The sequence below is a fragment of the Enterobacter sp. RHBSTW-00901 genome (assembly GCF_014103115.1).
In the GTDB taxonomy this organism is placed as follows: Bacteria; Pseudomonadota; Gammaproteobacteria; order Enterobacterales; family Enterobacteriaceae; genus Enterobacter; species Enterobacter cloacae_P.
The window spans coordinates 2715644-2739422 of record NZ_JABXPB010000001.1; the positions used below are offsets into that span (position 1 = coordinate 2715644).

Annotated in this window: 28 protein-coding genes; 21 read left to right on the forward strand and 7 right to left on the reverse strand. The window is 54.9% G+C overall.

Annotation, left to right across the window (positions count from 1 at the left end):
• Nucleotide 1 precedes the first annotated feature (1 nt).
• The 3 genes from rfaC to HV318_RS13075 are packed head-to-tail and all read left to right on the forward strand — an operon-like array spanning nt 2 to nt 3190.
• Nucleotides 2–988: a lipopolysaccharide heptosyltransferase RfaC gene (rfaC, locus tag HV318_RS13065; RefSeq protein WP_182273102.1), complete on the forward strand. Its 987-nt coding sequence runs from the start codon at nt 2–4 to the stop codon at nt 986–988.
• On the forward strand, nt 981–2084 hold the full coding sequence (gene rfaQ / locus HV318_RS13070; protein WP_182273103.1) for a putative lipopolysaccharide heptosyltransferase III: 1104 nt from the start codon (nt 981–983) through the stop codon (nt 2082–2084). Before rfaC ends, rfaQ begins: the two co-directional genes overlap by 8 nt.
• Nucleotides 2081–3190 carry a glycosyltransferase family 4 protein gene (locus HV318_RS13075; protein WP_182273104.1) on the forward strand — a complete coding sequence of 370 codons (1110 nt, stop codon included), beginning with the start codon at nt 2081–2083 and terminating at the stop codon, nt 3188–3190. The genes rfaQ and HV318_RS13075 overlap by 4 nt, the downstream gene beginning before the upstream one ends.
• On the opposite strand, the gene HV318_RS13080 is transcribed toward HV318_RS13075, so the two are convergent.
• Nucleotides 3169–4272, reverse strand: a complete 1104-nt coding sequence (locus HV318_RS13080; RefSeq protein WP_182273105.1) for a glycosyltransferase family 4 protein — start codon at nt 4270–4272, stop codon at nt 3169–3171. The two genes, HV318_RS13075 and HV318_RS13080, sit on opposite strands and share 22 nt — an antisense overlap.
• Before the next feature lie 157 nt (nt 4273–4429).
• Here HV318_RS13080 and HV318_RS13085 point away from each other — a divergent pair, with 157 nt between their 5' ends.
• From HV318_RS13085 to coaD, 4 genes are all read left to right on the forward strand, one after another.
• Entirely contained in the window at nt 4430–5413 is a 984-nt protein-coding gene (locus HV318_RS13085) for a glycosyltransferase (RefSeq protein ID WP_182273106.1), read from the forward strand.
• Nucleotides 5414–5480: 67 nt separating this feature from the next.
• On the forward strand, nt 5481–6755 hold the full coding sequence (waaA, locus tag HV318_RS13090; RefSeq protein ID WP_182273107.1) for a lipid IV(A) 3-deoxy-D-manno-octulosonic acid transferase: 1275 nt from the start codon (nt 5481–5483) through the stop codon (nt 6753–6755).
• Nucleotides 6755–7525 (forward strand): glycosyltransferase family 2 protein, encoded by a 771-nt coding sequence (locus tag HV318_RS13095; protein WP_182273108.1) that lies wholly within the window; start codon nt 6755–6757, stop codon nt 7523–7525. The genes waaA and HV318_RS13095 overlap by 1 nt, the downstream gene beginning before the upstream one ends.
• A 3-nt stretch (nt 7526–7528) precedes the next feature.
• Nucleotides 7529–8008 (forward strand): pantetheine-phosphate adenylyltransferase, encoded by a 480-nt coding sequence (gene coaD, locus HV318_RS13100; RefSeq protein ID WP_182273109.1) that lies wholly within the window; start codon nt 7529–7531, stop codon nt 8006–8008.
• A 40-nt stretch (nt 8009–8048) separates the two neighbouring features.
• On the opposite strand, the gene mutM is transcribed toward coaD, so the two are convergent.
• The 4 genes from mutM to radC form a co-directional block, all read right to left on the reverse strand.
• Nucleotides 8049–8858 (reverse strand): bifunctional DNA-formamidopyrimidine glycosylase/DNA-(apurinic or apyrimidinic site) lyase, encoded by an 810-nt coding sequence (mutM, locus tag HV318_RS13105; RefSeq protein WP_182273110.1) that lies wholly within the window; start codon nt 8856–8858, stop codon nt 8049–8051.
• Between the two features lie 74 nt (nt 8859–8932).
• The gene (rpmG, locus tag HV318_RS13110; protein WP_003024094.1) at nt 8933–9100 is read right to left on the reverse strand and encodes a 50S ribosomal protein L33; all 168 of its coding nucleotides are present in this window, start codon (nt 9098–9100) and stop codon (nt 8933–8935) included.
• A gap of 22 nt (nt 9101–9122) precedes the next feature.
• The gene (gene rpmB / locus HV318_RS13115) at nt 9123–9359 is read right to left on the reverse strand and encodes a 50S ribosomal protein L28 (protein ID WP_002436699.1); all 237 of its coding nucleotides are present in this window, start codon (nt 9357–9359) and stop codon (nt 9123–9125) included.
• Nucleotides 9360–9577: 218 nt separating this feature from the next.
• Nucleotides 9578–10243, reverse strand: coding sequence for a RadC family protein (radC, locus tag HV318_RS13120; protein ID WP_182273111.1), 666 nt, complete (start codon nt 10241–10243; stop codon nt 9578–9580).
• Nucleotides 10244–10416: 173 nt separating this feature from the next.
• Here radC and coaBC point away from each other — a divergent pair, with 173 nt between their 5' ends.
• From coaBC to slmA, 3 genes are all read left to right on the forward strand, one after another.
• A complete protein-coding gene (gene coaBC, locus HV318_RS13125; protein WP_182274596.1) occupies nt 10417–11628 on the forward strand; it encodes a bifunctional phosphopantothenoylcysteine decarboxylase/phosphopantothenate--cysteine ligase CoaBC in 1212 nt (403 codons plus the stop codon).
• On the forward strand, nt 11606–12064 hold the full coding sequence (gene dut, locus HV318_RS13130) for a dUTP diphosphatase (RefSeq protein ID WP_182273112.1): 459 nt from the start codon (nt 11606–11608) through the stop codon (nt 12062–12064). The genes coaBC and dut overlap by 23 nt, the downstream gene beginning before the upstream one ends.
• A 119-nt stretch (nt 12065–12183) precedes the next feature.
• Nucleotides 12184–12780, forward strand: coding sequence for a nucleoid occlusion factor SlmA (slmA, locus tag HV318_RS13135; RefSeq protein ID WP_182273113.1), 597 nt, complete (start codon nt 12184–12186; stop codon nt 12778–12780).
• 81 nt (nt 12781–12861) lie between these two features.
• On the opposite strand, the gene pyrE is transcribed toward slmA, so the two are convergent.
• Both pyrE and rph read right to left on the reverse strand, forming a co-directional pair.
• The gene (pyrE, locus tag HV318_RS13140) at nt 12862–13503 is read right to left on the reverse strand and encodes an orotate phosphoribosyltransferase (protein ID WP_152082717.1); all 642 of its coding nucleotides are present in this window, start codon (nt 13501–13503) and stop codon (nt 12862–12864) included.
• Nucleotides 13504–13571: 68 nt separating this feature from the next.
• Nucleotides 13572–14288 carry a ribonuclease PH gene (rph, locus tag HV318_RS13145; protein ID WP_182273114.1) on the reverse strand — a complete coding sequence of 239 codons (717 nt, stop codon included), beginning with the start codon at nt 14286–14288 and terminating at the stop codon, nt 13572–13574.
• A gap of 125 nt (nt 14289–14413) precedes the next feature.
• On the opposite strand from rph, the gene HV318_RS13150 reads away from it, so the two are divergent.
• The 11 genes from HV318_RS13150 (at nt 14414) to HV318_RS13200 (ending at nt 23723) form a co-directional block, all read left to right on the forward strand.
• Nucleotides 14414–15277: a YicC/YloC family endoribonuclease gene (locus HV318_RS13150; RefSeq protein ID WP_182273115.1), complete on the forward strand. Its 864-nt coding sequence runs from the start codon at nt 14414–14416 to the stop codon at nt 15275–15277.
• A gap of 189 nt (nt 15278–15466) precedes the next feature.
• Nucleotides 15467–16735, forward strand: coding sequence for a tyrosine-type recombinase/integrase (locus HV318_RS13155; RefSeq protein ID WP_079796044.1), 1269 nt, complete (start codon nt 15467–15469; stop codon nt 16733–16735).
• 91 nt (nt 16736–16826) lie between these two features.
• Complete coding sequence (locus HV318_RS13160) at nt 16827–17723, forward strand: hypothetical protein (RefSeq protein WP_182273116.1); 897 nt, start codon at nt 16827–16829, stop codon at nt 17721–17723.
• A gap of 101 nt (nt 17724–17824) precedes the next feature.
• Entirely contained in the window at nt 17825–18043 is a 219-nt protein-coding gene (locus HV318_RS13165) for a helix-turn-helix transcriptional regulator (protein ID WP_047026876.1), read from the forward strand.
• Nucleotides 18043–18477 carry a PM1773 family protein gene (locus HV318_RS13170; protein ID WP_045620578.1) on the forward strand — a complete coding sequence of 145 codons (435 nt, stop codon included), beginning with the start codon at nt 18043–18045 and terminating at the stop codon, nt 18475–18477. The genes HV318_RS13165 and HV318_RS13170 overlap by 1 nt, the downstream gene beginning before the upstream one ends.
• 13 nt (nt 18478–18490) lie before the next feature.
• Entirely contained in the window at nt 18491–19078 is a 588-nt protein-coding gene (locus HV318_RS13175) for a BRO-N domain-containing protein (protein ID WP_182273117.1), read from the forward strand.
• Nucleotides 19039–19791: a host cell division inhibitor Icd-like protein gene (locus HV318_RS13180; RefSeq protein WP_249421804.1), complete on the forward strand. Its 753-nt coding sequence runs from the start codon at nt 19039–19041 to the stop codon at nt 19789–19791. Before HV318_RS13175 ends, HV318_RS13180 begins: the two co-directional genes overlap by 40 nt.
• Nucleotides 19788–20000: a hypothetical protein gene (locus HV318_RS13185; RefSeq protein WP_155020672.1), complete on the forward strand. Its 213-nt coding sequence runs from the start codon at nt 19788–19790 to the stop codon at nt 19998–20000. The genes HV318_RS13180 and HV318_RS13185 overlap by 4 nt, the downstream gene beginning before the upstream one ends.
• A complete protein-coding gene (locus tag HV318_RS13190; RefSeq protein ID WP_155020673.1) occupies nt 19997–20614 on the forward strand; it encodes a hypothetical protein in 618 nt (205 codons plus the stop codon). Before HV318_RS13185 ends, HV318_RS13190 begins: the two co-directional genes overlap by 4 nt.
• Nucleotides 20615–20623: 9 nt before the next feature.
• Complete coding sequence (locus HV318_RS13195; RefSeq protein WP_182273118.1) at nt 20624–20971, forward strand: hypothetical protein; 348 nt, start codon at nt 20624–20626, stop codon at nt 20969–20971.
• On the forward strand, nt 20964–23723 hold the full coding sequence (locus tag HV318_RS13200) for a TOPRIM and DUF927 domain-containing protein (protein ID WP_182273119.1): 2760 nt from the start codon (nt 20964–20966) through the stop codon (nt 23721–23723). The genes HV318_RS13195 and HV318_RS13200 overlap by 8 nt, the downstream gene beginning before the upstream one ends.
• The last annotated feature ends 56 nt before the right edge of the window (nt 23724–23779 follow it).

Sequence of the window (23779 nt, forward strand, 5' to 3'; positions counted from 1 at the left end):
AATGCGGGTATTGATCGTTAAAACCTCTTCGATGGGTGATGTGCTGCATACGCTGCCCTCGCTGACGGATGCCATGCAGGCCATTCCCGGCATTCGTTTTGACTGGGTGGTGGAAGAAGGCTTCGCGCAGATCCCCACCTGGCATGAAGCGGTCGACCGTGTGATCCCGGTGGCTATCCGCCGCTGGCGCAAAGCGTGGTTCTCCGCACCGATTAAAGCTGAACGTAAAGCCTTCCGCGATGCGGTACAGGCTCAGCATTACGATGCCATCATTGACGCGCAGGGGCTGGTCAAAAGCGCCGCGCTGGTGACGCGTCTGGCGCACGGCGTAAAGCACGGCATGGACTGGCAAACCGCCCGCGAGCCGCTGGCGAGCCTGTTCTATAACCGTCGGCACCATATTGCTAAACAGCAGCACGCCGTGGAACGCACCCGCGAGCTGTTTGCCAAAAGCCTCGGCTATGCGAAACCACACATGCAGGGCGATTACGCCATTTCTCAGCATTTTCTTCACGGTTCGCTGCCTGACAACGCGCCGTATCTGATTTTTCTCCACGCGACCACCCGGGACGATAAACACTGGCCGGAAGCACACTGGCGCGAACTGATTGGCCTGCTTGGCAACGCGGGACTGCGCATCAAACTGCCGTGGGGTGCACCGCACGAAGAGGCACGAGCCAGACGCCTGGCAGACGGGTTTGATTACGTGGACGTTCTGCCGCGCATGAAGCTGGATGGCGTGGCACAAGAGCTGGCAGGTGCCGCGGCAGTGGTTTCCGTCGATACGGGCTTAAGCCACCTGACGGCCGCGCTGGACAGACCTAATATTACGCTTTACGGCCCAACGGACCCGGGTCTTATCGGCGGCTACGGAAAAAATCAATATGTCTGCCGCCCGGAACATTCATCGCAGCTGAGCGACCTCAGTGCCGCTGCGGTATTTGCGCAATTAGAGCCTTTGCTGGCAGCAGAGAGAGCCTATGTCTGATTTTTTCTCAGCGGAGCGCCCACCAAAGCGCGTGCTGATCATTAAATTGCGTCACCACGGTGACGTTCTGCTTACCTCGCCGGTGTTTACCGTGCTGAAAAAGAACTGGCCGGACGTGGAAGTTGACGCGCTGGTCTATGACGACACGCAGGCGATGCTGACCAGCCACCCGCATATCGACCAGGTGCATACCATTGGGCGCAACTGGCGTAAAAAGGGCTGGTTTGAACAATTCCGTCTCTACCGTGCGCTGCTGAGTACCCTGAAAGGCCGTCAGTACGATGTACTGATTAACCTGACCGAACACTGGCACGGCGCACGTCTGGCGCGTCGCCTGAAACCGCGCGTCTCCGTGGGCTTTCGGCCTGATAAACGCGGTGGCCTGGCACGCCGTCGCTGGGTGAAATCCTTCACCACGCTCTACCCGGCGATTCAGGACAACAGCCGCCATATGGTCGAGGTGAACCTGGATGCCCTGCGCCGGATCGGCATTCACCCCCAGTCCGATGAAGATAAGCACACCCTGTTTGTACCGGGCGACGCGGCGGAAGCGTCTGTCGCCGAAAAACTGGCCGGATTCGGGCTCCAGAGTAAATCCTATATTCTGGTGCATCCAACGTCGCGCTGGATGTTTAAGGCCTGGGATATCAAAAAGCTGGCGGCCACCATCGATAACCTGGCGGCTCGCGGCCTGCCGATTATCCTCTCCGCTGCACCGTCAAAAGACGAGAAGGCCTACATGGATGAGTTGCGTGCCGCACTCACCCAGCCGGTGTTTGATTTAAGCGGTCAGCTGAACCTCAAAGAGCTGGGCGCACTGATGAAACACGCGCGGGTTTACTTCGGCGTGGACTCCATGCCAATGCACCTCGCGAGTGCCGTCGGTACGCCGACCGTTGCCATCTTCGGCCCAACCGGAGCCATTAAATGGGCACCGTGGGGCGTTAATTATCGCGTGATCGTTGCCGGGTTTACCTGCCAGCCGTGCGGTAAAGCGGGTTGCGGCGACGGCGGTGTCTCTGACTGCATCACGGCCATCACGCCGCAGCAGGTGCTGAGCGCCATCGACACAATGCTCCTGGAAAATCCTGCATGAAGCTGGCGATAGTCCGACAGACTTACAACCCCAACGGTGGTGCGGAGCGTTTTGTCTCCCGTGCGCTGAACGTGCTGGCACAGGACACGTCGCTCGACGTCACGCTGATCGCCCGCCAGTGGGAAGATGCTTCCGGCTGGAAAACGCTGACGGTGAACCCACCGTTTCGTAACCGCATCGCGCGGGAATCTGGTTTTGCCGCCGAAGCCGCCGCGCATTTCGCACAGTTCGATATTGTGCAAAGCCACGAGCGCATCCCGGGAGCAACCATCTTCCGCGCAGGCGATGGCGTTCACGCCACCTGGCTTGAGCAGTATGGCCGCATTCTGTCGCCACTGGCGCGCTGGGCGCAGTCGCTGAGCCGCTATCACCGCTATATTTTGCAGGCGGAAGCACAGATGTTTACCCATCCGCAGCTGCGCAAGGTGATCTGTAATTCGAAAATGGTGCGCGATGATATCGCCCGTCGTTTTGCCCTGTCGGATGACAAGCTGACGGTGATATACAACGGCGTGGATACTGCGCATTTCAGCCCGGATGTCCGCGCGCTGTCGCAGCGCGATACGCTCGGTATCCCGCAGCATGCGCCGGTTCTGGCGTATGTCGGCTCCGGATTTAGCCGTAAAGGTGTGGCCACTGCGCTACGCGCCATCGTGCCTCATCCTGACGTCTGGCTGCTGGTTGCCGGACGCGATAAGCATGCGCGTAAGTTTGAAAAGCTCGCCCGAACGCTGGGCGTGGCGTCACGGGTGCGTTTCCTCGGCCCGGTGGCAGATGTCCGTGAGGTCTACGGCACGGCTGATGCCCTGATCCTGCCGACGCTCTACGACCCGTTCCCGAATGTCTGCGTGGAAGCGCTGGCCTGCGGTCTGCCGCTGCTTACCAGCCACGGCTGTGGTGCTGCAGAGTGGATTGAAGAGGGCAAAAACGGCTGGGTATGCGACGCGCTGGATAGCGAAGGCTACCAGCAGGCCATCACTCAATGGCTAAAAGGCCGCAATCAGGGTGTCGATTATTCCGCTGCCGCACGCGCAACAGCGGAACCGTATACCCTGGACAGAATGGCCAAAGAGCTGCAGGCGCTTTATCGCGATTTACTGCGCTGAGCCGCATCGGAGAAAACCTTCTCCATCGCGTCCAGCATACATTCGCGGGTAAAGTGGGTGCTCAGGTAATCATACCCCTGCTGCGCCAGCGTCTCGCGGAGGGTGGCATCGTCACAGAGCTTCACAATTGCATCGCACAGCGCGTTTTCATCGCGCTGTGCGATCAAAATCCCCGTCTGACCATTAATCACCGCATCTCCCGTACCACCTGCGTCAGTGGCAATAGTGGCAATGCGGGAGGCTAATGATTGCAGCACGCCCTGCGGCACACCTTCCATATCGTGAGACGGGCTGAGCGCAATATCAAAGGCCGGGAACCAGCGTTCAGGGTCGCTACGATGCCCCGCCATCACCACGCGCTGCTGCAACCCCAGACCCACAATCTCCTGCTCCAGCGTCGCTTTATGCGGCCCTTCACCGACAATCGCCAGTTTGAGGTGCGGGTTGTCGATCTTCGCCAGCGCGCGCAGCAAAACGCTGTGTCCTTTGTTCGGACGCAGGTGCGATACCACGCCAAGCCAGAAGTCATCCTGCGATAGCCCACAGTGCGCATGCGCCTCGTGCTTATCCCCCGGACGGAAACGCTGCGTATCCACGCCGCTTGGCACCGACGTGCTCTGGGACATCGGTACGCCAATATTCGCCACCTGGTGACGCAGCGCTTCGCCAGTCGTTACGATATGCGCGCAGGCGGTGCGAAACAGCCAGCGGGTGGTCCAGTTATTACGCGGCACGCCTGAGGCATGGCGGGTACGCACCAGCGGCACCGGGTTTGCGAGCGTCAGGTTCGCCAGTGCCACCAGCCAGGTATCGGCAGAGTTATGGCTATTGATGACATCAATGGACTGACGGTTAGCCTTCAGCCAGCGGCGCAGCAACTGCAGGTTTTTAAGGTTCTTACGCTTTAACGGCATGGTGACAACCGTTAACCCGGCATCACGCGCCAGCGCATGCAGCGGCGCGGTTTCCGGACAAAGAATGGTCACCTGATGGCCACGCTGAATCATCCCTAGCGATTCGTTAATAATGCGCAGAGGCTGTCCGCCTTTGCCGCCGTCTGCTTCAGTGTGAACAATATGCATACATTTCCTGTTAAGAATCTCGCCAGCGTGACGCTAATTTGCCGCCTGACGGGATCTTTGTCCCTCCAGGCATATGTTTTTAGTATCCACCAGATATAATACAGCACGAATGGTATCACCAATATGGGTGGCCTGCCCTGAACACAACGGAGAAAGCATGTCCGACAAACCTTTATTGAGCCTTGTGGTCGCCGTCTATAACGGTGAAAAATTCCTGAGTGCATTTTTCGACAGCATCAAAGCTCAACATCTGGACAGTCTGGAGCTGGTCGTTGTGAACGACGGGTCAAATGACAACTCTGCGGCCATCATTGCGCAATACGCCAGTGAATTCCCGTTCTACAAGGTGATTGACCAGGCCAACCAGGGCGTATCCGCAGCCCGCAATACCGGCCTGGCAGAAGCGACGGGCGAGTATGTTGCATTCCCGGACATCGACGATGTGATCTATCCGGGCATGTATCCGCGCCTGCTTGAGATGGCTAAAAAGAACGATCTCGATGTCGCGACCTGCAACGGCACCTATATTTACGATGACGGAAGACCGTCAAAGAAAATCTTCCCGTCAGACAAACTGCAATCTACCGACGTGCTGGACGGCCCAACGTGGCTACAGCGCGCGCTGGCATCACGTAAATTCCTGCACGTCACCTGGCTGAATATTTATCGCCACGCGTTCATTAAGGAGCAGGGCTTCACCTTTGAACATGGCCTGCGTCATCAGGATATTCCGTGGACGACCGAAGTGCTGCTGACCGCCAGACGCGTGCAGTACACCGACGAAACCTTCTACGACTACCTTATTCACTCCGCTTCGGTGTCACACACGCCGGGTACGGATGACTCGCGTATGCGTAACGCACGCCACTACATGAAGATCCTTGAGATGCTGGATGTTATCAACCAGCGCTACCCGGATACCGTGCGCCGGGTTCCGGCTTGCCAGTGGCAAATCGCGAAAGAGGGGCTGGGCATTCTCCACGCCATTAACAACATTGGCGATCCCAGCAAAAAACGCGAAATCATCCGCGAACTGTTCGACCGGGGGATCTGGGCACTGATCTGGAAAAACGCCCGTGGGCTGCGCCAGCACTGGCGACTGGGCCGCCGTTATTTCCGTTTAAAACGGTATCTGGCATAAGAGATAGCTTTACCTGGCTTAAATGCTTAGAATTTGCCCGCCGAAACTAAAAAAAACGGATAATCGCTTGGAATTGTTGTATACCGCCCTGCTCTACATCATTCAGCCACTGGTGTGGCTGCGACTGTTGCTTCGTAGCCGTAAAGCGCCTGCGTATCGTAAACGCTGGGCTGAACGCTATGGTTACTGCCGCAATAAAGTCGCCCCGGACGGTATTTTGCTGCATTCCGTTTCTGTTGGCGAAACGCTGGCGGCGATCCCGCTGGTTCGCGCCCTGCGCCACCGCTATCCGTCACTGCCTATCACCGTCACCACCATGACGCCGACCGGCTCTGAGCGCGTGATGTCCGCATTCGGTAAAGACGTTCATCACGTCTATCTGCCTTACGATCTGCCCTGCGCCATGAGCCGTTTCCTGGACACCGTTCGCCCGAAGCTTGTGATCGTGATGGAAACTGAACTGTGGCCAAATATGATTTCCGCCCTGCATGCCCGTAAAATCCCGCTGGTGATTGCCAACGCCCGTCTCTCAGAGCGGTCGGCGAAAGGCTACGGCAAGCTGGGTAAATTTATGCGTCGCCTGCTCAGTAAGATCACGCTGATTGCTGCGCAGAACGAAGAAGACGCAGCGCGCTTTCTCTCTCTGGGCCTGAAACGCAACCAGCTTGCGGTGACGGGCAGCCTGAAGTTCGATATTTCCGTCACGCCTGAACTCGCCGCCCGTGCGGTGACGCTGCGCCGCCAGTGGGCACCGCGTCGTCAGGTCTGGATTGCCACCAGTACCCACGACGGTGAAGAAGCGGTCATCCTGCAAGCTCACCGTACGCTGCTGGAAAAATTCCCTGATTTATTGCTGATCCTGGTTCCTCGCCATCCGGAGCGTTTTAAAGATGCCCGTGAAATGGTGCAAAAAGGCGGTTTCAGCTTCACCCTGCGCAGCAGCGGTGAGATCCCGTCCGGCAGCACCCAGGTGGTGATTGGCGATACGATGGGCGAACTGATGCTGCTGTACGGCATTGCTGACCTCGCTTTTGTCGGTGGCAGTCTGGTCGAGCGCGGTGGTCATAACCCGCTGGAGCCTGCCGCGCATGCCATTCCGGTGCTGATGGGGCCACACACGTTTAACTTCAAAGATATCTGCGCTAAATTGCAGCAAGCCGATGGTTTAATTACCGTAACCGACGCGGATTCGGTGGTGAAGGAGGTTTCGACCCTTCTGACCGACGAAGATTACCGCCTGTGGTATGGTCGTCATGCCGTCGAAGTGCTGCATCAGAACCAGGGCGCACTGACCCGTCTGCTGCAACTTCTGCAACCTTATCTGCCTCAGCGGAGCCACTAATGTCAACGCGTCTGTCGGTCGTGATGATCGCCAAAAACGCCGCCGACCTGCTTCCGGACTGCCTGGCTTCTGTCGCCTGGGCTGACGAAATGGTCCTGCTCGATTCCGGTAGTACGGACAACACGGTGGAGGTCGCCCGCGCAGCGGGTGCAAAAGTGTATACCAACACCGACTGGCAGGGTTATGGCATCCAGCGCCAGCGCGCGCAGGAGTACGCCACCGGTGATTACGTGCTGATGCTCGACACCGACGAGCGCATCACGCCGGAATTGCAGCAAGCCATTCAGACCGTGCTCGCCGCACCTCATCCTGGCGCGGTATATAGCATTGCGCGTCGTAACTACTTCCTCGGTCGTTTTATGCGCCACAGCGGCTGGTATCCTGACCGCGTGATGCGCCTGTATGAGCGCGAGCAGTATCAGTACAACAATAATCTGGTGCACGAATCCCTGGCCTGTGACAACGCTCAGGTGATCCCCCTGACGGGCGATCTGCTCCACCTGACCTGCCGGGATTTCGCCAGTTTCCAGCGTAAACAGCTCAACTACGCCACCGCATGGGCACAGGAACGCCACCAGCGCGGCAAGAAGGCCACGCTGACCGGTATTTTTACCCACACGCTGGGCGCGTTTCTGAAAACGCTGCTGCTGCGCGGTGGGGTGCTGGACGGAAAACAGGGCTGGCTACTGGCGGTGGTGAATGCCCAGTATACTTTTAACAAATACACCGAGCTGTGGGCGCTCTGCCGCGGCTACTCAGAGAAAACGTGAGCCATGAGCACAAAAGCGATTTATCCGGGTACCTTCGATCCGATCACCAACGGTCATCTTGATATCATCACCCGTGCGACGAGCATGTTCGACAAGGTGATTCTGGCGATTGCCGCCAGCCCCAGCAAAAAGCCGATGTTCAACCTTAACGAGCGCGTTGCGCTGGCTACCGCGGCGATCTCGCACCTGCCGAACGTTGAAGTGGTAGGGTTCAGCGACCTGATGGCCAATTTCGCCCGCACCCAACAGGCCAATATCCTGATCCGTGGTTTACGCGCGGTGGCTGACTTCGAGTATGAGATGCAGCTGGCGCACATGAACCGCCACCTGATGCCGGAGCTGGAAAGTGTGTTTCTGATGCCATCCAAAGAGTGGTCGTTTATCTCCTCCACGCTGGTGAAAGAGGTGGCTCGTCATCACGGCGATGTGACCCATTTCCTGCCAGTGAATGTCCATCAGGCATTGATGGAGAAACTGAAGTAAATCTTTTTGCCCGGTGTCGCTGTGCTTGCCGGGCCTACGCTTACTTCTGGCACTGACGGCAGTAGAACGTGGCACGCTGGGCGTGTTTCGTTGCAATAATTGGCGTTCCGCAGACTCTGCACGACTCGCCTTTACGGCCATACACCTGCAACTCCTGCGCAAAATACCCCGGCTTACCGTCGCTCTGCAGGAAGTCCTTCAGCGTCGTCCCTCCCTGCTCAATTGAACGCAGCAGCACCGCTTTAATCACCCTGACCAGCAGTTCGCACTCCTGTGCCGACAGCGAAGAGGCCAGCCGATCGGGATGGATCCCGGCAGCAAACAGCGATTCACTGGCATAAATATTCCCCACGCCGACCACCAGCTTGTTATCCATCAGCCAGGGTTTGATCGGGGTTTTCTTCTTCGCACACTTCGCTTTCAGGTATTCCGCGTTAAAGGCCTCTGAGAGCGGCTCTGGCCCCAGGTGTGCCAGCACGCTATGTCCTTCAAGCTCTTTGGTCCATAGCCACGCGCCAAAGCGTCGTGGGTCGGTATAACGCAGCACTTTACCGTTACTCATCACCAGATCGACGTGGTCGTGCTTTTCCGCAGGCAGTTCTTCAGTAAGGATGCGCAGGCTCCCGGACATCCCCAGATGGATGATGATCCAGCCATCTGGCAGCTCCAGCAGCAGATACTTGGCACGGCGCTGGACGCTGAGAACGGGTTTGTCGCTCAGGGCATGGATCTCATCGGAAACCGGCCAGCGGAGACGACCATTTCGGATAACAGCATGAAGAATGGTCGCGCCGACCAGATGGGGCTCAATACCGCGACGGCTGGTCTCTACCTCAGGTAATTCAGGCATGGTTCCTCCGTTGAGAGATGCAGAATGCAAAAAACCCCGCAGTTGCGGGGTTTTTCAATACAAGGAGACTAAAATTATTTAATTTTAGCTTCTTTGTACAGTACGTGCTGGCGTACAACTGGATCGAATTTTTTCAGTTCCAGTTTTTCCGGCTTAGTACGTTTGTTCTTCGTGGTGGTGTAGAAGTGACCTGTACCAGCAGAAGAAACCAGCTTGATTTTCTCGCGAATACCTTTAGCCATGATTTATTTCCTCTTTAAGTACTTAGTACTTTTCGCCACGGGCACGCAGTTCGGACAGAACTGTATCGATGCCTTTCTTATCAATTACACGCATACCTTTAGCAGATACGCGCAGGGTGACAAAACGCTTCTCGCTCTCAACCCAGAAACGGTGAGAGTGCAGGTTCGGCAGGAAACGGCGTTTAGTCGCGTTCAGTGCGTGGGAACGGTTGTTACCGGTCACCGGACGCTTGCCAGTAACTTGGCAGACTCGGGACATGTCTATTCTCCAAAAATCAAATTAGCTCGAGCTTCGTATGGGGTATCGGCGCCTCGTCAGGCTTTACAGCCCGGTCATCGCATAGTTCTAAGTGAACTCTCGATTGCCAGGCCCAAATGCCAAACCCGAGATTCTCAAAGGTGGCGTAGTATACGCTGACTCGGCGGTGTGCTCAAGTCCCGAACAGACAAAGATCCCGATGGATCGCGTGAAATGGTCTAAATCCAACCATGTTCTGCAAAAGAAATGTACTCTCCGCGGCCAATTATCAGATGGTCCAGTACACGAATGTCCATGAATTGACAGCATTTGATAATGCGTTCGGTGATTTCTTTGTCAGCTCTGCTCGGTTGTGCACAGCCAGAGGGGTGATTATGCGCGAGGATCACGCCGGCTGCATTCACTTTTATCGCTTCCCGCACAATTTCACGCGGATGAACCTCAACATGGCTCAATGTTCCCGAAAACAGGTGACTATGTTTCAGTATCCGGTTCCTGTTATCGAGAAAGATCACCATAAAGATCTCGCGCTCCGCATCCGCCAGTTGGCTCTGCAGGAATTCACGCGCGCCTTCTGGCGTCAGAACCGGATCTTCTTCTTCCAGACGGACATTGTAAAAACGCCGTGCCAGTTCGGCAATGCCTCTTAACTGAGCGTACTTCGCGACCCCAATCCCCTCAACGTGTCGGAACGCCTCCAGTTCAGCCGTCAGCAAACCGTACAGTGAGCCAAAGTGGTCTATCAAATCGTTTGCCAGCGTAAACACCGTCTTCCCCTGCGTCCCGGTGCGCAAAAAGAGTGCCAGCAGTTCGTCATCTTTTAACAACGTGACGCCATAGCGCAGCAGTTTTTCACGCGGTAGCAGCAGTTCAGTCTCTTCCATGTGCTGTCTCCTTATGTTTGCCATTATGCTGCCACAGGTACATCCGGTGCTCGACGGCCATGTTTCGTTCTTGCGTAACGCCTCGCAAAGTGACTGAAGGACAAAAGCACCCCGATTTTTGGATTGTGATAAAATGCCCGCTCTCTGGTGAAACCCAACAGGAAAGAATCATGATGAGCCTGGCCGGTAAAAAAATCGTTCTTGGCGTGAGCGGCGGTATTGCTGCCTATAAAGCGCCGGATCTGGTGCGTCGTCTGCGCGAACGCGGGGCCGACGTGCGGGTCGCGATAACTGAAGGCGGCAAAGCCTTTATCACTCCTCTGAGCCTGCAGGCCGTTTCAGGGTACCCGGTATCTGACAGCCTGCTTGATCCAGCCGCGGAAGCCGCGATGGGTCATATCGAGCTGGGGAAATGGGCAGACCTGGTTATCCTTGCCCCCGCCACGGCAGATTTAATCGCCCGTGTAGCCGCGGGTATGGCGAACGATCTGGTCTCGACTATTTGCCTGGCGACGCCTGCCCCTGTCGCCGTCGTGCCCGCCATGAACCAGCAGATGTACCGCAATGCCGCCACCCAGCACAATCTGGAGACGCTGTCCTCTCGCGGCTTGTTGATCTGGGGGCCGGACAGCGGCAGCCAGGCCTGTGGCGATATTGGCCCAGGGCGCATGCTTGACCCACTGGCTATCGTCGATATGGCCGCCGCTCATTTTTCGCCTGTCAACGATCTGCAACATCTCAACATCATGATTACCGCGGGCCCAACGCGTGAGCCGCTGGACCCGGTGCGTTACATTACTAACCATAGCTCCGGTAAGATGGGCTTTGCCATTGCTGCCGCAGCGGCAAAACGCGGTGCGAACGTCACGCTGGTGAGCGGCCCGGTCTTGTTGCCTACCCCTCCATTTGTGCAGCGCATTGATGTCACTACCGCACTGGAAATGGAAGCCGCTGTACAGGCACATGCGCAAAATCAGCAGATTTTTATCGGCTGTGCCGCCGTCGCCGATTACCGCGCCGAGACAATTTCTGATGCCAAAATTAAAAAGCAAGGCGATGAATTAACACTAAAAATGGTGAAAAACCCGGATATCGTTGCCGGCGTTGCCGCACTGAAAAGCCATCGTCCTTACGTTGTTGGGTTTGCCGCAGAAACGAATAATGTGGAAGAATATGCCCGGCAAAAACGTACCCGCAAAAACCTCGATTTGATTTGCGCGAACGACGTATCGCTGGCCACACAAGGATTTAACAGCGACAGCAACGCACTGCACCTTTTCTGGCAGGATGGAGATAAAGTCTTACCGCTTGAGCGCAAGGAACTCCTGGGCCAACAATTACTGGACGAGATCGTTACCCGTTATGATGAAAAAAATCGACGTTAAGATTCTGGACCCGCGTGTTGGCGAGCAATTCCCGCTGCCAACCTATGCCACCTCCGGCTCCGCCGGTCTTGACCTGCGCGCCTGTCTCGATGACGCCGTAGAACTGGCTCCGGGTGCAACCACCCTGATCCCGACCGGTCTGGCGATTCACATTGCTGACCCATCACTCGCAGCGGTGATCCTGCCACGTTCTGGCCTGGGTCATAAACATGGCGTCGTGCTGGGTAACCTGGTCGGCCTGATCGACTCTGACTATCAGGGTCAACTGATGGTTTCCGTCTGGAACCGCGGTCAGGACAGCTTCACCGTCGAACCCGGTGAGCGCATCGCACAGATGGTATTCGTACCGGTGGTGCAGGCCGAATTTAATCTGGTGGCAGATTTTGACGCTACCGACCGTGGCGAAGGCGGCTTCGGCCATTCCGGGCGTAAATAATCGCCCGACAGTTACGCATCTCACAGCGCCATAATGCAATAACAAACCGCAAACCGTAGTTTGCGGTCGCTGTGTGGATGCCAGCCTGGCAGTGCTTATTTTCAGGGGTATTTTGTAACATGGCAGAAAAACAAACCGCGAAAAGGAACCGTCGCGAAGAAATACTTCAGTCTCTGGCTCTGATGCTTGAATCCAGCGATGGCAGTCAACGCATCACCACCGCAAAACTGGCGGCCTCTGTAGGCGTGTCGGAAGCGGCACTGTATCGCCATTTTCCGAGCAAAACCCGGATGTTCGACAGCCTGATCGAGTTTATCGAAGACAGCCTGATCACACGCATCAACCTGATTCTGAAAGATGAAAAAGACACCAGCGCGCGTCTGCGTCTGATTGTGCTGTTGATTCTGGGCTTTGGCGAACGTAATCCCGGTTTAACCCGTATCCTGACCGGCCACGCGCTGATGTTCGAACAAGACAGGCTGCAGGGTCGCATTAACCAGCTTTTTGAGCGTATTGAAGCCCAGCTGCGACAGGTACTGCGCGAGAAGAAAATGCGTGAAGGTGAAGGTTACAACACCGATGAAACGCTGCTGGCGGGCCAGCTGCTGGCGTTTTGCGAAGGGATGCTCTCCCGCTTTGTGCGCAGTGAATTCAAATACCGACCAACGGACGATTTTGACGCCCGCTGGCCGTTAGTGGCTGCCCAGTTGCAGTAACACTGTTGCCGGATGGCGTCTTCGCCTTATCCGGCCTACGGTTATGTAGGCCCGGTAAGCGCAGCGCCACCGGGCAGTACATTACACGCCAAACTCTTCCCGATATTTACGCACTGCTGCCAGATGGTCTGCCATCTCTGGCTTCTCTTCCAGGTACGCGATCAAATCTTTCAGTGTGATAATCGACGTCACTTTGCAGCCGTAATCACGTTCCACTTCCTGAATTGCAGAAATTTCGCCGCGACCACGCTCCTGGCGATCCAGAGAAATCAGTACACCTGCAAGCGTAGCGCCGTTAGCCTGGATAATCTCCATCGATTCACGAATAGCAGTGCCTGCGGTGATCACATCGTCCACCAGCATAACGCGGCCCTGCAGCGCACTGCCCACCAGATTGCCGCCTTCGCCGTGGGTTTTGGCTTCTTTACGGTTAAAGCAGTATGGCACATCGCGATCGTGGTGCTCCGCCAGCGCCACCGCCGTAGTGGTCGCAATCGGAATGCCTTTATAAGCCGGGCCAAACAGCAGGTCGAAATCGATCCCGGAATCCACCAGCGCTTCGGCATAGAAACGGCCTAACAATGCCAGATCGCGCCCGGTATTAAACAGCCCGGCGTTGAAGAAATAGGGACTTTTACGCCCGGATTTCAGCGTAAATTCGCCAAACTTAAGTACCTGCTTGTTAAGCGCAAACTCAATAAACTGGCGCTGATACGATTTCATGGATTCGCTCCTTTGGTTTTTTCTGTCTTACAGGCAAAAAAAAGGCGACTCACTGGTCGCCTTTAAAATCAATTTTCTAACGCCGCTTTCTGCGTCGTTACAATGGATTCGATTCCCCCTCGGGCCAGCGCCAGCAAGGTGAGAAGCTCTTCGTGGGTAAACGGCTCGCCTTCCGCTGTGCCCTGCACTTCAATAATGCGACCGTCTTCGGTCATTACCACGTTCATGTCGGTCTCGGCTGCGGAATCTTCAACGTATTCCAGATCGCACAGCGCTTCACCGTTAACGATACCGACGGAAACCGCCGCAACCATCCCTTTCATTGGGTTCGTTTTCAGCTTACCGGCAGCAACCAGTTTGTTCAGTGCATCGGCCAGCGCCACACATGCGCCGGTAATCGACGCCGTACGCGTGCCGCCATCAGCCTGGATCACATCACAGTCCAGAGTAATGGTGAATTCGCCCAGGGTTTTCAGATCAACGGCTGCACGCAGTGCACGCGCGATCAGACGCTGGATCTCCATAGTACGGCCACCCTGTTTACCCTTTGCCGCTTCGCGGGCGTTACGGGTATGGGTTGCACGTGGCAGCATGCCATATTCCGCAGTGATCCAGCCCTGGCCCTGGCCTTTCAGGAAGCGAGGAACGCCTTCTTCGATAGAGGCAGTACACAGTACCCTGGTGTCACCAAACTCAACCAGCACGGAGCCTTCAGCGTGTTTTGTATAGTTACGGGTCAGGGTGACGGGACGCACCTGATTGGCGCTACGACCTGCTGGACGCATGATGAATTCTCCGGCTTGAAACGAATGTGGCTGCGCATTATACGGATAAAGGACGCTTATTCCTATCCTGAGAAGCCCCTGAAAGCTATAATCCCCCCATCTCTCCTTTAAAAACGGGAATGTCTATGATCCGCAGTATGACCGCCTACGCCCGGCGTGAAATCAAGGGTAGCTGGGGTAGCGCTACCTGGGAAATGCGCTCGGTAAACCAGCGCTATCTGGAAACGTATTTCCGTATGCCGGAGCAGTTCCGCAGTCTTGAGCCTGTGGTGCGTGAGCGTATCCGTACTCGTCTGACACGCGGTAAAGTGGAATGTAACCTGCGCTTTGAGCCGGATGCCAGCGCACAGGGTGAGCTGATCCTCAACGAAAAACTGGCGAAGCAGCTCGTCAATGCCGCGAACTGGGTCAAAATGCAGAGCGATGAAGGTGAAATCAACCCGGTTGATATTCTGCGCTGGCCTGGCGTGATGGCCGCTGGCGAGCAGGATCTGGATGCAATTACTGCGGAAATTCTTGCAGCTCTCGACGGCACGCTGGATGACTTTATTGTTGCCCGCGAAACCGAAGGTCAGGCGCTGAAAGCGCTGATTGAGCAGCGTCTTGAAGGCGTTAGCACCGAAGTGGCTAAAGTTCGCACCCATATGCCAGAAGTGCTGCAATGGCAGCGCGAACGCCTGGTCGCGAAACTGGAAGAAGCTGAAGTTCAGCTGGAAAACAACCGTCTGGAACAAGAACTGGTACTGATGGCGCAGCGTGTGGACGTGGCCGAAGAGCTGGATCGTCTGGAAGCGCACGTTAAAGAGACCTACAACATTCTGAAGAAGAAAGAAGCGGTAGGCCGTCGCCTCGACTTTATGATGCAGGAGTTCAACCGGGAGTCGAACACCCTGGCCTCGAAATCGATCAATGCCGACGTCACCAATTCCGCCATTGAGCTGAAGGTGCTTATTGAGCAGATGCGCGAGCAGATCCAGAATATCGAGTAAGCTATCAGCAGCTCGCACCAAGCATCAAAAAACTAAGAAGCCCGCGAAATTGCGGGCTTTTTTGTTATCATGGGCTATCATGACAACGCAACAGAGCGCATGATTAGGGTGTACACAATGGTGTACCCATTGTGGTTTGTGTACATCATTTTGGGTACACCCTCTATTCAAAGTTTGGATATTCGCAAAATGCCAAAACTAACTGATATGCAGATCCGCGCATGGATTAAGGCCGGGGAGCGATTCGAGGGACGGGCTGACGGGAACGGGTTATATCTCCGCTACCGTGAAGCTGATAAGACCCCCACGTGGAGGTTCAGATATAAGCTTGCCGGGAAGTCACGAGCGATGCTAATTGGCTCTTATGCTGAACTGTCACTAGCCAAAGCCAGAGAAACCGCCAAAGAGCTATCCGCCCGCGTATCTTTAGGCTATGACGTTGCCGGGGAGAAACAGGAACGCAAAGCCAAAGCACTGGCAAAAATTGAAGATGACAAAAACGCCATGCGTGTTTCTCAGCTTGCCGCAGAATATTTCGAGCGTCAGATCCTGCCACGCTGGAAGCACCCAGACATTCTCCGTCGCCGCATCGACAAAGATATAAACCCCTGCATTGGTCAAATGAGGGTGGAGGACGTGAAACCACGCCACATTGACGACATGCTAAAAGGCATTGTTGACCGTGGAGCGCCAACCATAGCGACGGACGTTCTACGCTGGACGCGCCGCATATTTGATTACGGAATTAAACGGCACGCGCTGGAGATAAATCCGTGCTCAGCCTTTGAGGTTTCGGACGCTGGCGGGAAAGAGGTTGCCCGTGAACGATGGCTTACCCGTGACGAGTTGATCAGACTGTTTCAAGCCATGCGACAGGCTAAAGGGTTTAGCCGCCAGAATGAACTTACATTTAAGCTACTGCTAACCTTATGCGTACGTAAAATGGAGCTATGTGCCGCCCGCTGGGAAGAATTCGACCTTGAGGGGGCAATCTGGCATCTGCCAGAAGAACGAAGTAAAAACGGCGATGCCATCGACATACCGTTGCCGTCACCAGCAGTAGAGTGGCTGCGAGAACTGCGCACCTTTTCGTGCAATAGCAAATGGGTATTACCTGCCAGAAAGATGCAAAACCGCATGATCCCACATATTCAGGAAAGCACCCTGCCCGTTGCGCTGGCAAAGGTTCGTGCTGAAATGCCCAATGTACCCAACTACACCATTCATGATTTCCGGCGTACTGCCCGCACCCACCTTGCTGCGCTGGGCGTTGATCCAGTGGTGGCCGAACGCTGCCTTAACCACCGAATTAAGGGGGTTGAAGGGATTTATAACCGCTACCAATATTTTGAGGAACGCAAAGCCGCACTTACGTTGTGGTGTGATTTGCTGGTGGCATTAGAGAGTGGCGAAGATTACAACGTGACGCCTATTATAAAGACGCATAAGCTATCGTAAGAATAGATTGAGCCTAGTCCGACGGGATGAAAAGCGGAAGCCTTACCGCCTGGCTCAATCAAGTGAAAGGCAAAGCGTGAAAGGTAGCGTGATGATCTTACCAAAGCATAGATATTATTCGCTTGAAAAAGTAGCCAAAATCACTAAGTGCGAAGTGTCTGATTTAATACATTTTGCTTCAATAGGCTTATTACAGTTTTGTATTAAGATGCCTCACATTGAATTTCTATTCGATAGCTCGCCAAAAAATGAGAACGAGGAAGTAAAGTTAATTAATGTTGAGTCTGATAGTATTTTGCCTGTCGATTACTTAAAAGAAAAATATGATATTAAGCCTGAACCTAATGCTGATCTACACTGCCTAAGATTTAGCTATAAGTCAGATTATTTCTCTGTTACAGAGCAATATGATATGAACTCAGGGAATAAATCCATTGAAAAATGGAGTGGTTTTCTGGCGATCCCTCAAGAGTTTATCGAAGCAGAGGAGAGGTATTTATCTGATTACTGGGATGATTGGGATATAACTATCGATACTCTTGATGTGCCCAGATGCGAAAATGCAACATTTAGAGATGGCTACGTTGCTGGACGATTTTATTTCGATGACTGGTATACTGTTCATAGTAAGGATATGTATATAACCAGTTATGAGCTTGAATTGCTATGCAATGGCGGCAAGGAAATCACATCAGAAACCAATCTTGCAACAAGAAATAGCCCCAATATTTTATCCACCTCACCACTACCAGTTAATAAAAAAGCTGAGAGACATGCTTCCAATAGAGAGGGGTTATTGAAAGCTGCTATTTATATCCTAAGTAAATATCCTGACGACTGCCGAGGGGAAAGAAAAGAAGTCAGTCCTGAAAAATGGCGGGACTGCTTACTTAAACACAAAGATGAAATTCCACCATTAATGATTACCAATGGTGATGTGATCCTTAAACATCTAAGAGCCTCAGTCAACGGGAAGGGGAAGAGTTAATTTAGTGTAAGGGTACAGTGCGCTTACTGTACCTTATGCTCTCATTTTTTAGCCGCTAACCTCATACCGTAACAACAGCTATCACAGGAGTTACGGGACATATGACAGTACACCACGCAGCGCAATCAGCATTTCCCACTACTGGATACATCCGCCGTTTTCGTATGCCGGAACTTCTGGGTGTTTCCATGCCAACCATTGACCGCTGGGTTAAGAACGGAACGCTGCCGCGCCCAGTGAAACTCACCGATAATGTGACCGCCTTTGATGCGGTAGAGATTAATAACTGGCTGGCTGAGCGCCGGGGAAAGGTGGCGTAATGAAAAAGAAAAACCGCCCCGTACAGCAGGCGGCTAACTCAGATATTCGCACGTCTGATATTACGCCGACCACCAGCCCGGTACAAGTACCTAAGCGTACCCCAAAGAAACACCGCGCCCGCGTCTATATGCTGCGCACTGGCGTAGAGGGATGGACAGAAAATGACATCCTGCGCTACTGCCGTCTTTCATCCGGGCGTAATTATGCGTCTGAACTGGAGCGCCAGCTTGATATTCAACTAGAGCGTATCGACGAGAAAAACCCGGATGGTATCGGCGCACACCTGCGCTACCGCTTTTCCTGCCGTGGCGACGTTCTCAAGGTGATCCAACTTGTGAACCATAATGCCGCCATTAATGAACATCACGGGCTATCTCAGCAGGATATTACCGACATTCTGAACCTCTACCCGGACGCGTTTAACGCCGCATAACGGAGCCGAAAATATGACTATCGAAAAAAGCCGATTCAATTCGGAGGCCGCCCCACAATCCTGCGTTACCCAGAAAATTATTCCTCATGCAGTCGAGGGAGATATTTCCGTTATTCGGTTTGAGGGCATCAAAGTTCGCATCGTCAATATGGACGGCGATCCGTGGTTTATTGCCAAAGACGTTTGTGAGGCACTAGAAATAGCCGATCACAAAGTCGCATTACGGCGATTAGATGCCGATGAAAAGGGGGAGTGTTTAACACCCACCCCCGGTGGATTGCAGGATATGCGTACCGTCTGCGAATCGGGCTTTTACAAATTGATCGCCCGCAGCCGGAAGGCCAGCACCGCCGGAACGTTCGCACATCGTTTCACTAACTGGGTATTCCGCGAGGTTATCCCGTCTATTCGTAAAACTGGCTCCTATGGTGTGCCGTTCGCCTTCCTGAACGACCACAGCAAACGCAAAGCAGCTTACGACAAGAAGGCCAGCAAGCGCGGTAAAGACCTGCAAGCCTGCAAAGGTGAGAAATCCCGCCTTATCGCCGAAGAAGCTGAGTTATGGCGCAAATATCAGCCTCAATTGCCGGAGGTTCACTAATGCCCGCCGTCCAGAAAAGAGCCTTTCCCCTGGCTGGCCTGATGTATGCCTTGCGCGGGATCGCGTACGCGCATGAGGGTAAAGCTGGCATAACAGTGCCAGCTAATGCCAGCTCCTCATTTTCTCGTCGTGGTGACGAGGAGAGTTTCGAGACCAGTACGCGCGTGCGCGAAGGTGAGTTTCTGGAGTCCATAAAAAAGGGCTTGCCGACTATCGCCAACCCGGTTTATGGTTATAGCGCACCAGCGAAATCTGGTGCCGGGATTGGTCTCCCGGTAAATCGAATGGCGACATACGACGCGCCTAGCGTCTTTTTTTGTGTCGTTAGCTCAGTACGCCTCTTTTTCAGCGGTACGGGTATCATCCGTGTCGCTCGCAAAATTATGGTGGGCTGCGTGGGGGCTTCTTCGGAAGCGCCGGTGACCATTCGAGCCGGTAAGACCAACTCTGCGCAGTCCACCACCAGCAAGATTGGTCTCTTCGGTGGTGGGTTAATCCCAAATCGAATGGAGGCTGCCGCTATGCTGGCTACTACCCCTACCCAAAATCCGCAATTTATCTGGATAATCGCTGCTGTTCGCCGCGATATGCCGACAATTACCGCCAAAATCCATCACATTGCTGCTGAAACTGAGCGCGAAGCCCGCCGCACTCTGGCGCGGGATCACGTCTGTTTCTTTGCAGGCCGTATCCGTCTGGAGGTGGCAGCATGAGCAAAGTATCCCTAGCCGATTCAACCTGCCGTATCCAACAGGCGCAGGAAGTCCTATCTCTCTGGCTTGAAGCGACGAATAAAAACGATAGCGGCACGGCTAACTTAATTGGCGCAATCATTTCCCTTCTGGATGGTATCCCCGAATTGATGGATTCAGCAGAGGATGAATTGGCTGGCATGGACTTAAAAGCGATGGATAAAGCATGAGCAACGTACTGACCTTTAATCCCGACTTATTCCATGCCGAAGCCACACCACACGGCGTCAATATCATGACCCGCAATGATGCCGGAATGTATGAGCATGTTTGCCTTGTTCCCTATTCAGACGCGGTAACTCATCTCGATAGCGGCAGGTATGACGAAATCCCCGATGAAGGATTTACCCTGCATTTTGCAGTGGCTGACGGCGGGGCGCGTGGCTGGTTCGACTTCACCGCGCAGCATAACGTCACTATGTGGCGCTGGTTGATTGCTGCGACGTTCGTTTCTGAGATGAAGCGCGAGAACGGCACCACCACGGTTACTGAGGCTGACGGCACATTATCGCAGGTGGCGATTTACTCCAATGGCACAGCGGGCATTGTGGTTTACCCGTTTGCTGAACGGCTGGCGATGGCGAACAACATCGAGGGCGCAATGATTGAGCGCTACGGCATTGAGCAGGGAACAGAGAACGCGATTGTGTTCTACCGCGCCATGCTGGATGCGGAGCGCGGCGAGCTGACTCCGTTCGGACGTGAAACGCTGGCAGAGCTACACGATCACTTCATTGCTGATCTGGATGAAAACGGCTGGCCTGAAATGCCAGCGGCGCACTGAGGGGGCGACATGATTACCAAAAACTTCCGACTGAATGCGCTGGCTAACCAGTACGCAGCGGCATTGTATGACCATATCACCGCCACCAGCGGCGGCGAGTATTTCGTGATTGATGCGGACGGCGAGTCCGTCCGCGTGAACATTCTGGGCGGCGTAAAGGGAATGCGCGACCTTGTGGATGGCTACGCGCTGGAAGCAATCAAAGAGCATTATCAGTCGGCTCAGTGGGAAAGTATCGGGATAGCGTACCTGTCACGATGCGTTGATGCTGGCGGGCTGACTGATGCGGGATTAGAGGCGTGGGGCGATATGACCGCCGACATGGGTGCGACCGTCGCAGGGGGTAAGAATGCGTAATATCGACCTTATCCGCGAAGTCACCAGCGCCGCCGCGAACAACTGGCCTCATGTGCTGGCTGGCCTGAATATCGACGTTCCCGATTCGCCACGTAAGCACGCCCCCTGCCCGGCATGTGGCGGCAAAGACCGCTTCCGGTTCGATGATAACGGGCGCGGTAGTTTTATCTGCAACCAGTGTGGCGCGGGCGACGGCTTAGACCTGATTAAGCTGGTTAACCACTGCGAAACCACGGAGGCGGCGCAGCTCGCCGCTGATGTGCTGGGTATTGATTACCGGGCAGCAGAAACAGACCAGAAAGTAGCCAGCCAGAGAAGGGAGCAGATGGAAGCCGAACGCCAGCAACGTGAGCAGGAGCGCCAGCAGCGGGCAGCAGAGGACGCAGAGCAGCGCCGGGCTACGTTTGCCCGTCTATATGCCGGAATGCGCCAGAGCGTCACGCATGGCGAATCTGAATACCTGATTGCTAAGGGGCTGGACGGGTTCACTTTCCCGCTATTGCCTGATGGTTCAATCCTGCTTGAGCTGGTGGGTGATTCCGGCGCAGTGGCAGCCGCACAGACCATCACCCCACAGGGAGAAAAGCGCCTCCTGACAGGTTCAGCAAAGCGCGGGGCATACCATGCCGTAAACACACCGAAACAGCCGCAGGAGGTGATCATTGCCGAAGGGCTGGCAACGACTTTATCCGCTTACCTGATGCGCCCTGATGCGCTGGCAGTGTGTGCCATAGACGCTGGCAACCTGCTACCCGTCGCAATACAGATGCGCCAGCAGCACCCACAGGCGCAAATCATCATTGCGGCGGATAACGACCGACTGGACGACAAACCCAATACCGGAATGGATGCCGCAGAAAAGGCTGCGCTTGACGTCACGGGCTGGGTTGCTGTACCGCCAACAGACTATAAAGCCGACTGGAACGACTACCACCAGCAACACGGGCTGGAAATCGCTACGGCTGCGTTTAACGATTCGATGTACCAGCCGCAGGGGGAATACGTGAAACCAAGACTACAGGCCATTGAGGGCGGTAAAACTGACCAGCCAGAGAAAGACCCGCTAAAACCCCGCATTGAGAGCCGCAAAGATGGCGTTTACTGGATCACGCCTAAAGTGGACAAGGAAAGCGGCGAGATTATCAACAATGAAAGCTGGCTGGCCTCACCGATGGACGTTATCGGCACCGGGCGGGACGACAAGGATCAGTATCTGATATTGCGCTGGCTGGCCTTTGGCGCAGGCATACCGACAACAGCGGCTATCCCCCTAGCTGATATCGGGGAGCGCGAAGGCTGGCGTACCCTGAAAGCGGGCGGGGTTAATGTCACAACGAAAAGCAGCTTACGGGCGATTCTGGCCGACTGGCTACAGCGTAGCGGCTCCCGTGAATTGTGGCGTGTTGCTCACGCTACTGGCTGGCAGTGCGGGGCATACATCATGCCGGACGGGGAGATAATCGGCGCACCTGCGCAACCCGTTTTATTCAGTGGCCGCAGTTCTGCCGCTGCCGGGTACACCGTGGCGGGAACCTCAGAGAGCTGGCGTAACAGTGTTGCGCGGCTGGCATACGGTAACTACGCGATGATGACAGGCATTGCCGCCGCACTGGCAGCCCCGTTAATCGGGCTGGCGGGTGCTGATGGGTTCGGGATTCACTTCTATGAACAGTCGAGCGCGGGTAAGACCACCACAGCGAACGTCGCCAGCAGTCTGTACGGCAACCCGGACTTATTGCGCCTGACGTGGTACGGCACGGCGCTGGGGCTGGCAAACGAAGCCGCAGCACACAATGACGGGCTGATGCCCCTGGATGAAGTCGGACAGGGAGCAGACCCGGTAAGCGTGTCACAGTCTGCCTATGCGCTGTTTAACGGCGTGGGGAAATTGCAGGGGGCGAAGGAAGGCGGCAACCGGGATTTAAAACGCTGGCGCACCGTGGCGATCAGTACCGGGGAAATGGACCTGGAAACCTTCATTGCCACCACCGGACGCAAGACCAAAGCCGGGCAACTGGTGCGCCTGCTGAATATCCCGCTGAGTAAGGCGGTACGCTTCCATGACCACCAGAACGGCAAACAACACGCCGACGCGCTAAAAGACGCTTACCAGCACAATCACGGCGCTGCAGGGCGGGAGTGGATCAAGTGGCTGGCAGACCACCAACAGCAGGCAATTGATACTGTTCGTGAGTGTGAAGCCCGCTGGCGCAGTCTTATTCCTGCCGACTATGGCGAGCAGGTTCACCGCGTGGCCGCACGTTTTGCCATTCTGGAGGCAGCGTTACTGCTGGGCGGCGTTGTCACCGGATGGGATGCTCAGACGTGCCGTGATGCCATTCAACACAGCTACAATGCATGGTTGCGTGAGTTCGGGACGGGGAACAAAGAGCACCAGCAGATTATTGAGCAGACGGAGGCGTTTCTTAATGCGTATGGGTTCAGCCGTTTCGCGCCGTTCCCCTACAGCTCTGCCGACATGCCCGTTAAGGATCTGGCGGGGTATCGTCAGAAGGGGAACCACGACAGTGACCCTGTAATCTTCTACACCTTTCGCGGCGCATTCGAAAAGGAGATCGCGCAGAACTTTAACCCGACACAGTTCGCCGAAGTTCTGAAAAATGCCGGGATGCTGAAACCGCCAGCCAGCGGACGTGGTTATCAGCGTAAATCACCGCGTATCGACGGGCGACAGATTAACGTTTATGTCCTGACCTTCCGACCTGAGGATTACGACGAGCCAGAGGAATAGCATTTCTCACATGTGTAAAAATGGTGTTGGTTCAGTTAGTTCAGTTGGTTCAATAT

Coding starts and splice junctions, on each gene's coding strand:
- HV318_RS13195 (WP_182273118.1), top strand. CDS start 20,624: ATGATTACCAAAAACTTCCGACTGAATGCGCTGGCTAACCAGTACGCA.
- HV318_RS13165 (WP_047026876.1), top strand. CDS start 17,825: ATGACAGTACACCACGCAGCGCAATCAGCATTTCCCACTACTGGATAC.
- dut (WP_182273112.1), top strand. CDS start 11,606: ATGATGAAAAAAATCGACGTTAAGATTCTGGACCCGCGTGTTGGCGAG.
- slmA (WP_182273113.1), top strand. CDS start 12,184: ATGGCAGAAAAACAAACCGCGAAAAGGAACCGTCGCGAAGAAATACTT.
- pyrE (WP_152082717.1), bottom strand. CDS start 13,503: ATGAAATCGTATCAGCGCCAGTTTATTGAGTTTGCGCTTAACAAGCAG.
- rpmB (WP_002436699.1), bottom strand. CDS start 9,359: ATGTCCCGAGTCTGCCAAGTTACTGGCAAGCGTCCGGTGACCGGTAAC.
- coaBC (WP_182274596.1), top strand. CDS start 10,417: ATGAGCCTGGCCGGTAAAAAAATCGTTCTTGGCGTGAGCGGCGGTATT.
- HV318_RS13160 (WP_182273116.1), top strand. CDS start 16,827: ATGATCTTACCAAAGCATAGATATTATTCGCTTGAAAAAGTAGCCAAA.
- HV318_RS13170 (WP_045620578.1), top strand. CDS start 18,043: ATGAAAAAGAAAAACCGCCCCGTACAGCAGGCGGCTAACTCAGATATT.
- HV318_RS13095 (WP_182273108.1), top strand. CDS start 6,755: ATGTCAACGCGTCTGTCGGTCGTGATGATCGCCAAAAACGCCGCCGAC.
- HV318_RS13190 (WP_155020673.1), top strand. CDS start 19,997: ATGAGCAACGTACTGACCTTTAATCCCGACTTATTCCATGCCGAAGCC.
- mutM (WP_182273110.1), bottom strand. CDS start 8,858: ATGCCTGAATTACCTGAGGTAGAGACCAGCCGTCGCGGTATTGAGCCC.
- HV318_RS13080 (WP_182273105.1), bottom strand. CDS start 4,272: ATGCATATTGTTCACACTGAAGCAGACGGCGGCAAAGGCGGACAGCCT.
- rpmG (WP_003024094.1), bottom strand. CDS start 9,100: ATGGCTAAAGGTATTCGCGAGAAAATCAAGCTGGTTTCTTCTGCTGGT.
- HV318_RS13150 (WP_182273115.1), top strand. CDS start 14,414: ATGATCCGCAGTATGACCGCCTACGCCCGGCGTGAAATCAAGGGTAGC.
- HV318_RS13175 (WP_182273117.1), top strand. CDS start 18,491: ATGACTATCGAAAAAAGCCGATTCAATTCGGAGGCCGCCCCACAATCC.
- HV318_RS13185 (WP_155020672.1), top strand. CDS start 19,788: ATGAGCAAAGTATCCCTAGCCGATTCAACCTGCCGTATCCAACAGGCG.
- HV318_RS13155 (WP_079796044.1), top strand. CDS start 15,467: ATGCCAAAACTAACTGATATGCAGATCCGCGCATGGATTAAGGCCGGG.
- HV318_RS13180 (WP_249421804.1), top strand. CDS start 19,039: ATGGCGCAAATATCAGCCTCAATTGCCGGAGGTTCACTAATGCCCGCC.
- rfaQ (WP_182273103.1), top strand. CDS start 981: ATGTCTGATTTTTTCTCAGCGGAGCGCCCACCAAAGCGCGTGCTGATC.
- HV318_RS13200 (WP_182273119.1), top strand. CDS start 20,964: ATGCGTAATATCGACCTTATCCGCGAAGTCACCAGCGCCGCCGCGAAC.
- rfaC (WP_182273102.1), top strand. CDS start 2: ATGCGGGTATTGATCGTTAAAACCTCTTCGATGGGTGATGTGCTGCAT.
- coaD (WP_182273109.1), top strand. CDS start 7,529: ATGAGCACAAAAGCGATTTATCCGGGTACCTTCGATCCGATCACCAAC.
- rph (WP_182273114.1), bottom strand. CDS start 14,288: ATGCGTCCAGCAGGTCGTAGCGCCAATCAGGTGCGTCCCGTCACCCTG.
- radC (WP_182273111.1), bottom strand. CDS start 10,243: ATGGAAGAGACTGAACTGCTGCTACCGCGTGAAAAACTGCTGCGCTAT.
- HV318_RS13085 (WP_182273106.1), top strand. CDS start 4,430: ATGTCCGACAAACCTTTATTGAGCCTTGTGGTCGCCGTCTATAACGGT.
- HV318_RS13075 (WP_182273104.1), top strand. CDS start 2,081: ATGAAGCTGGCGATAGTCCGACAGACTTACAACCCCAACGGTGGTGCG.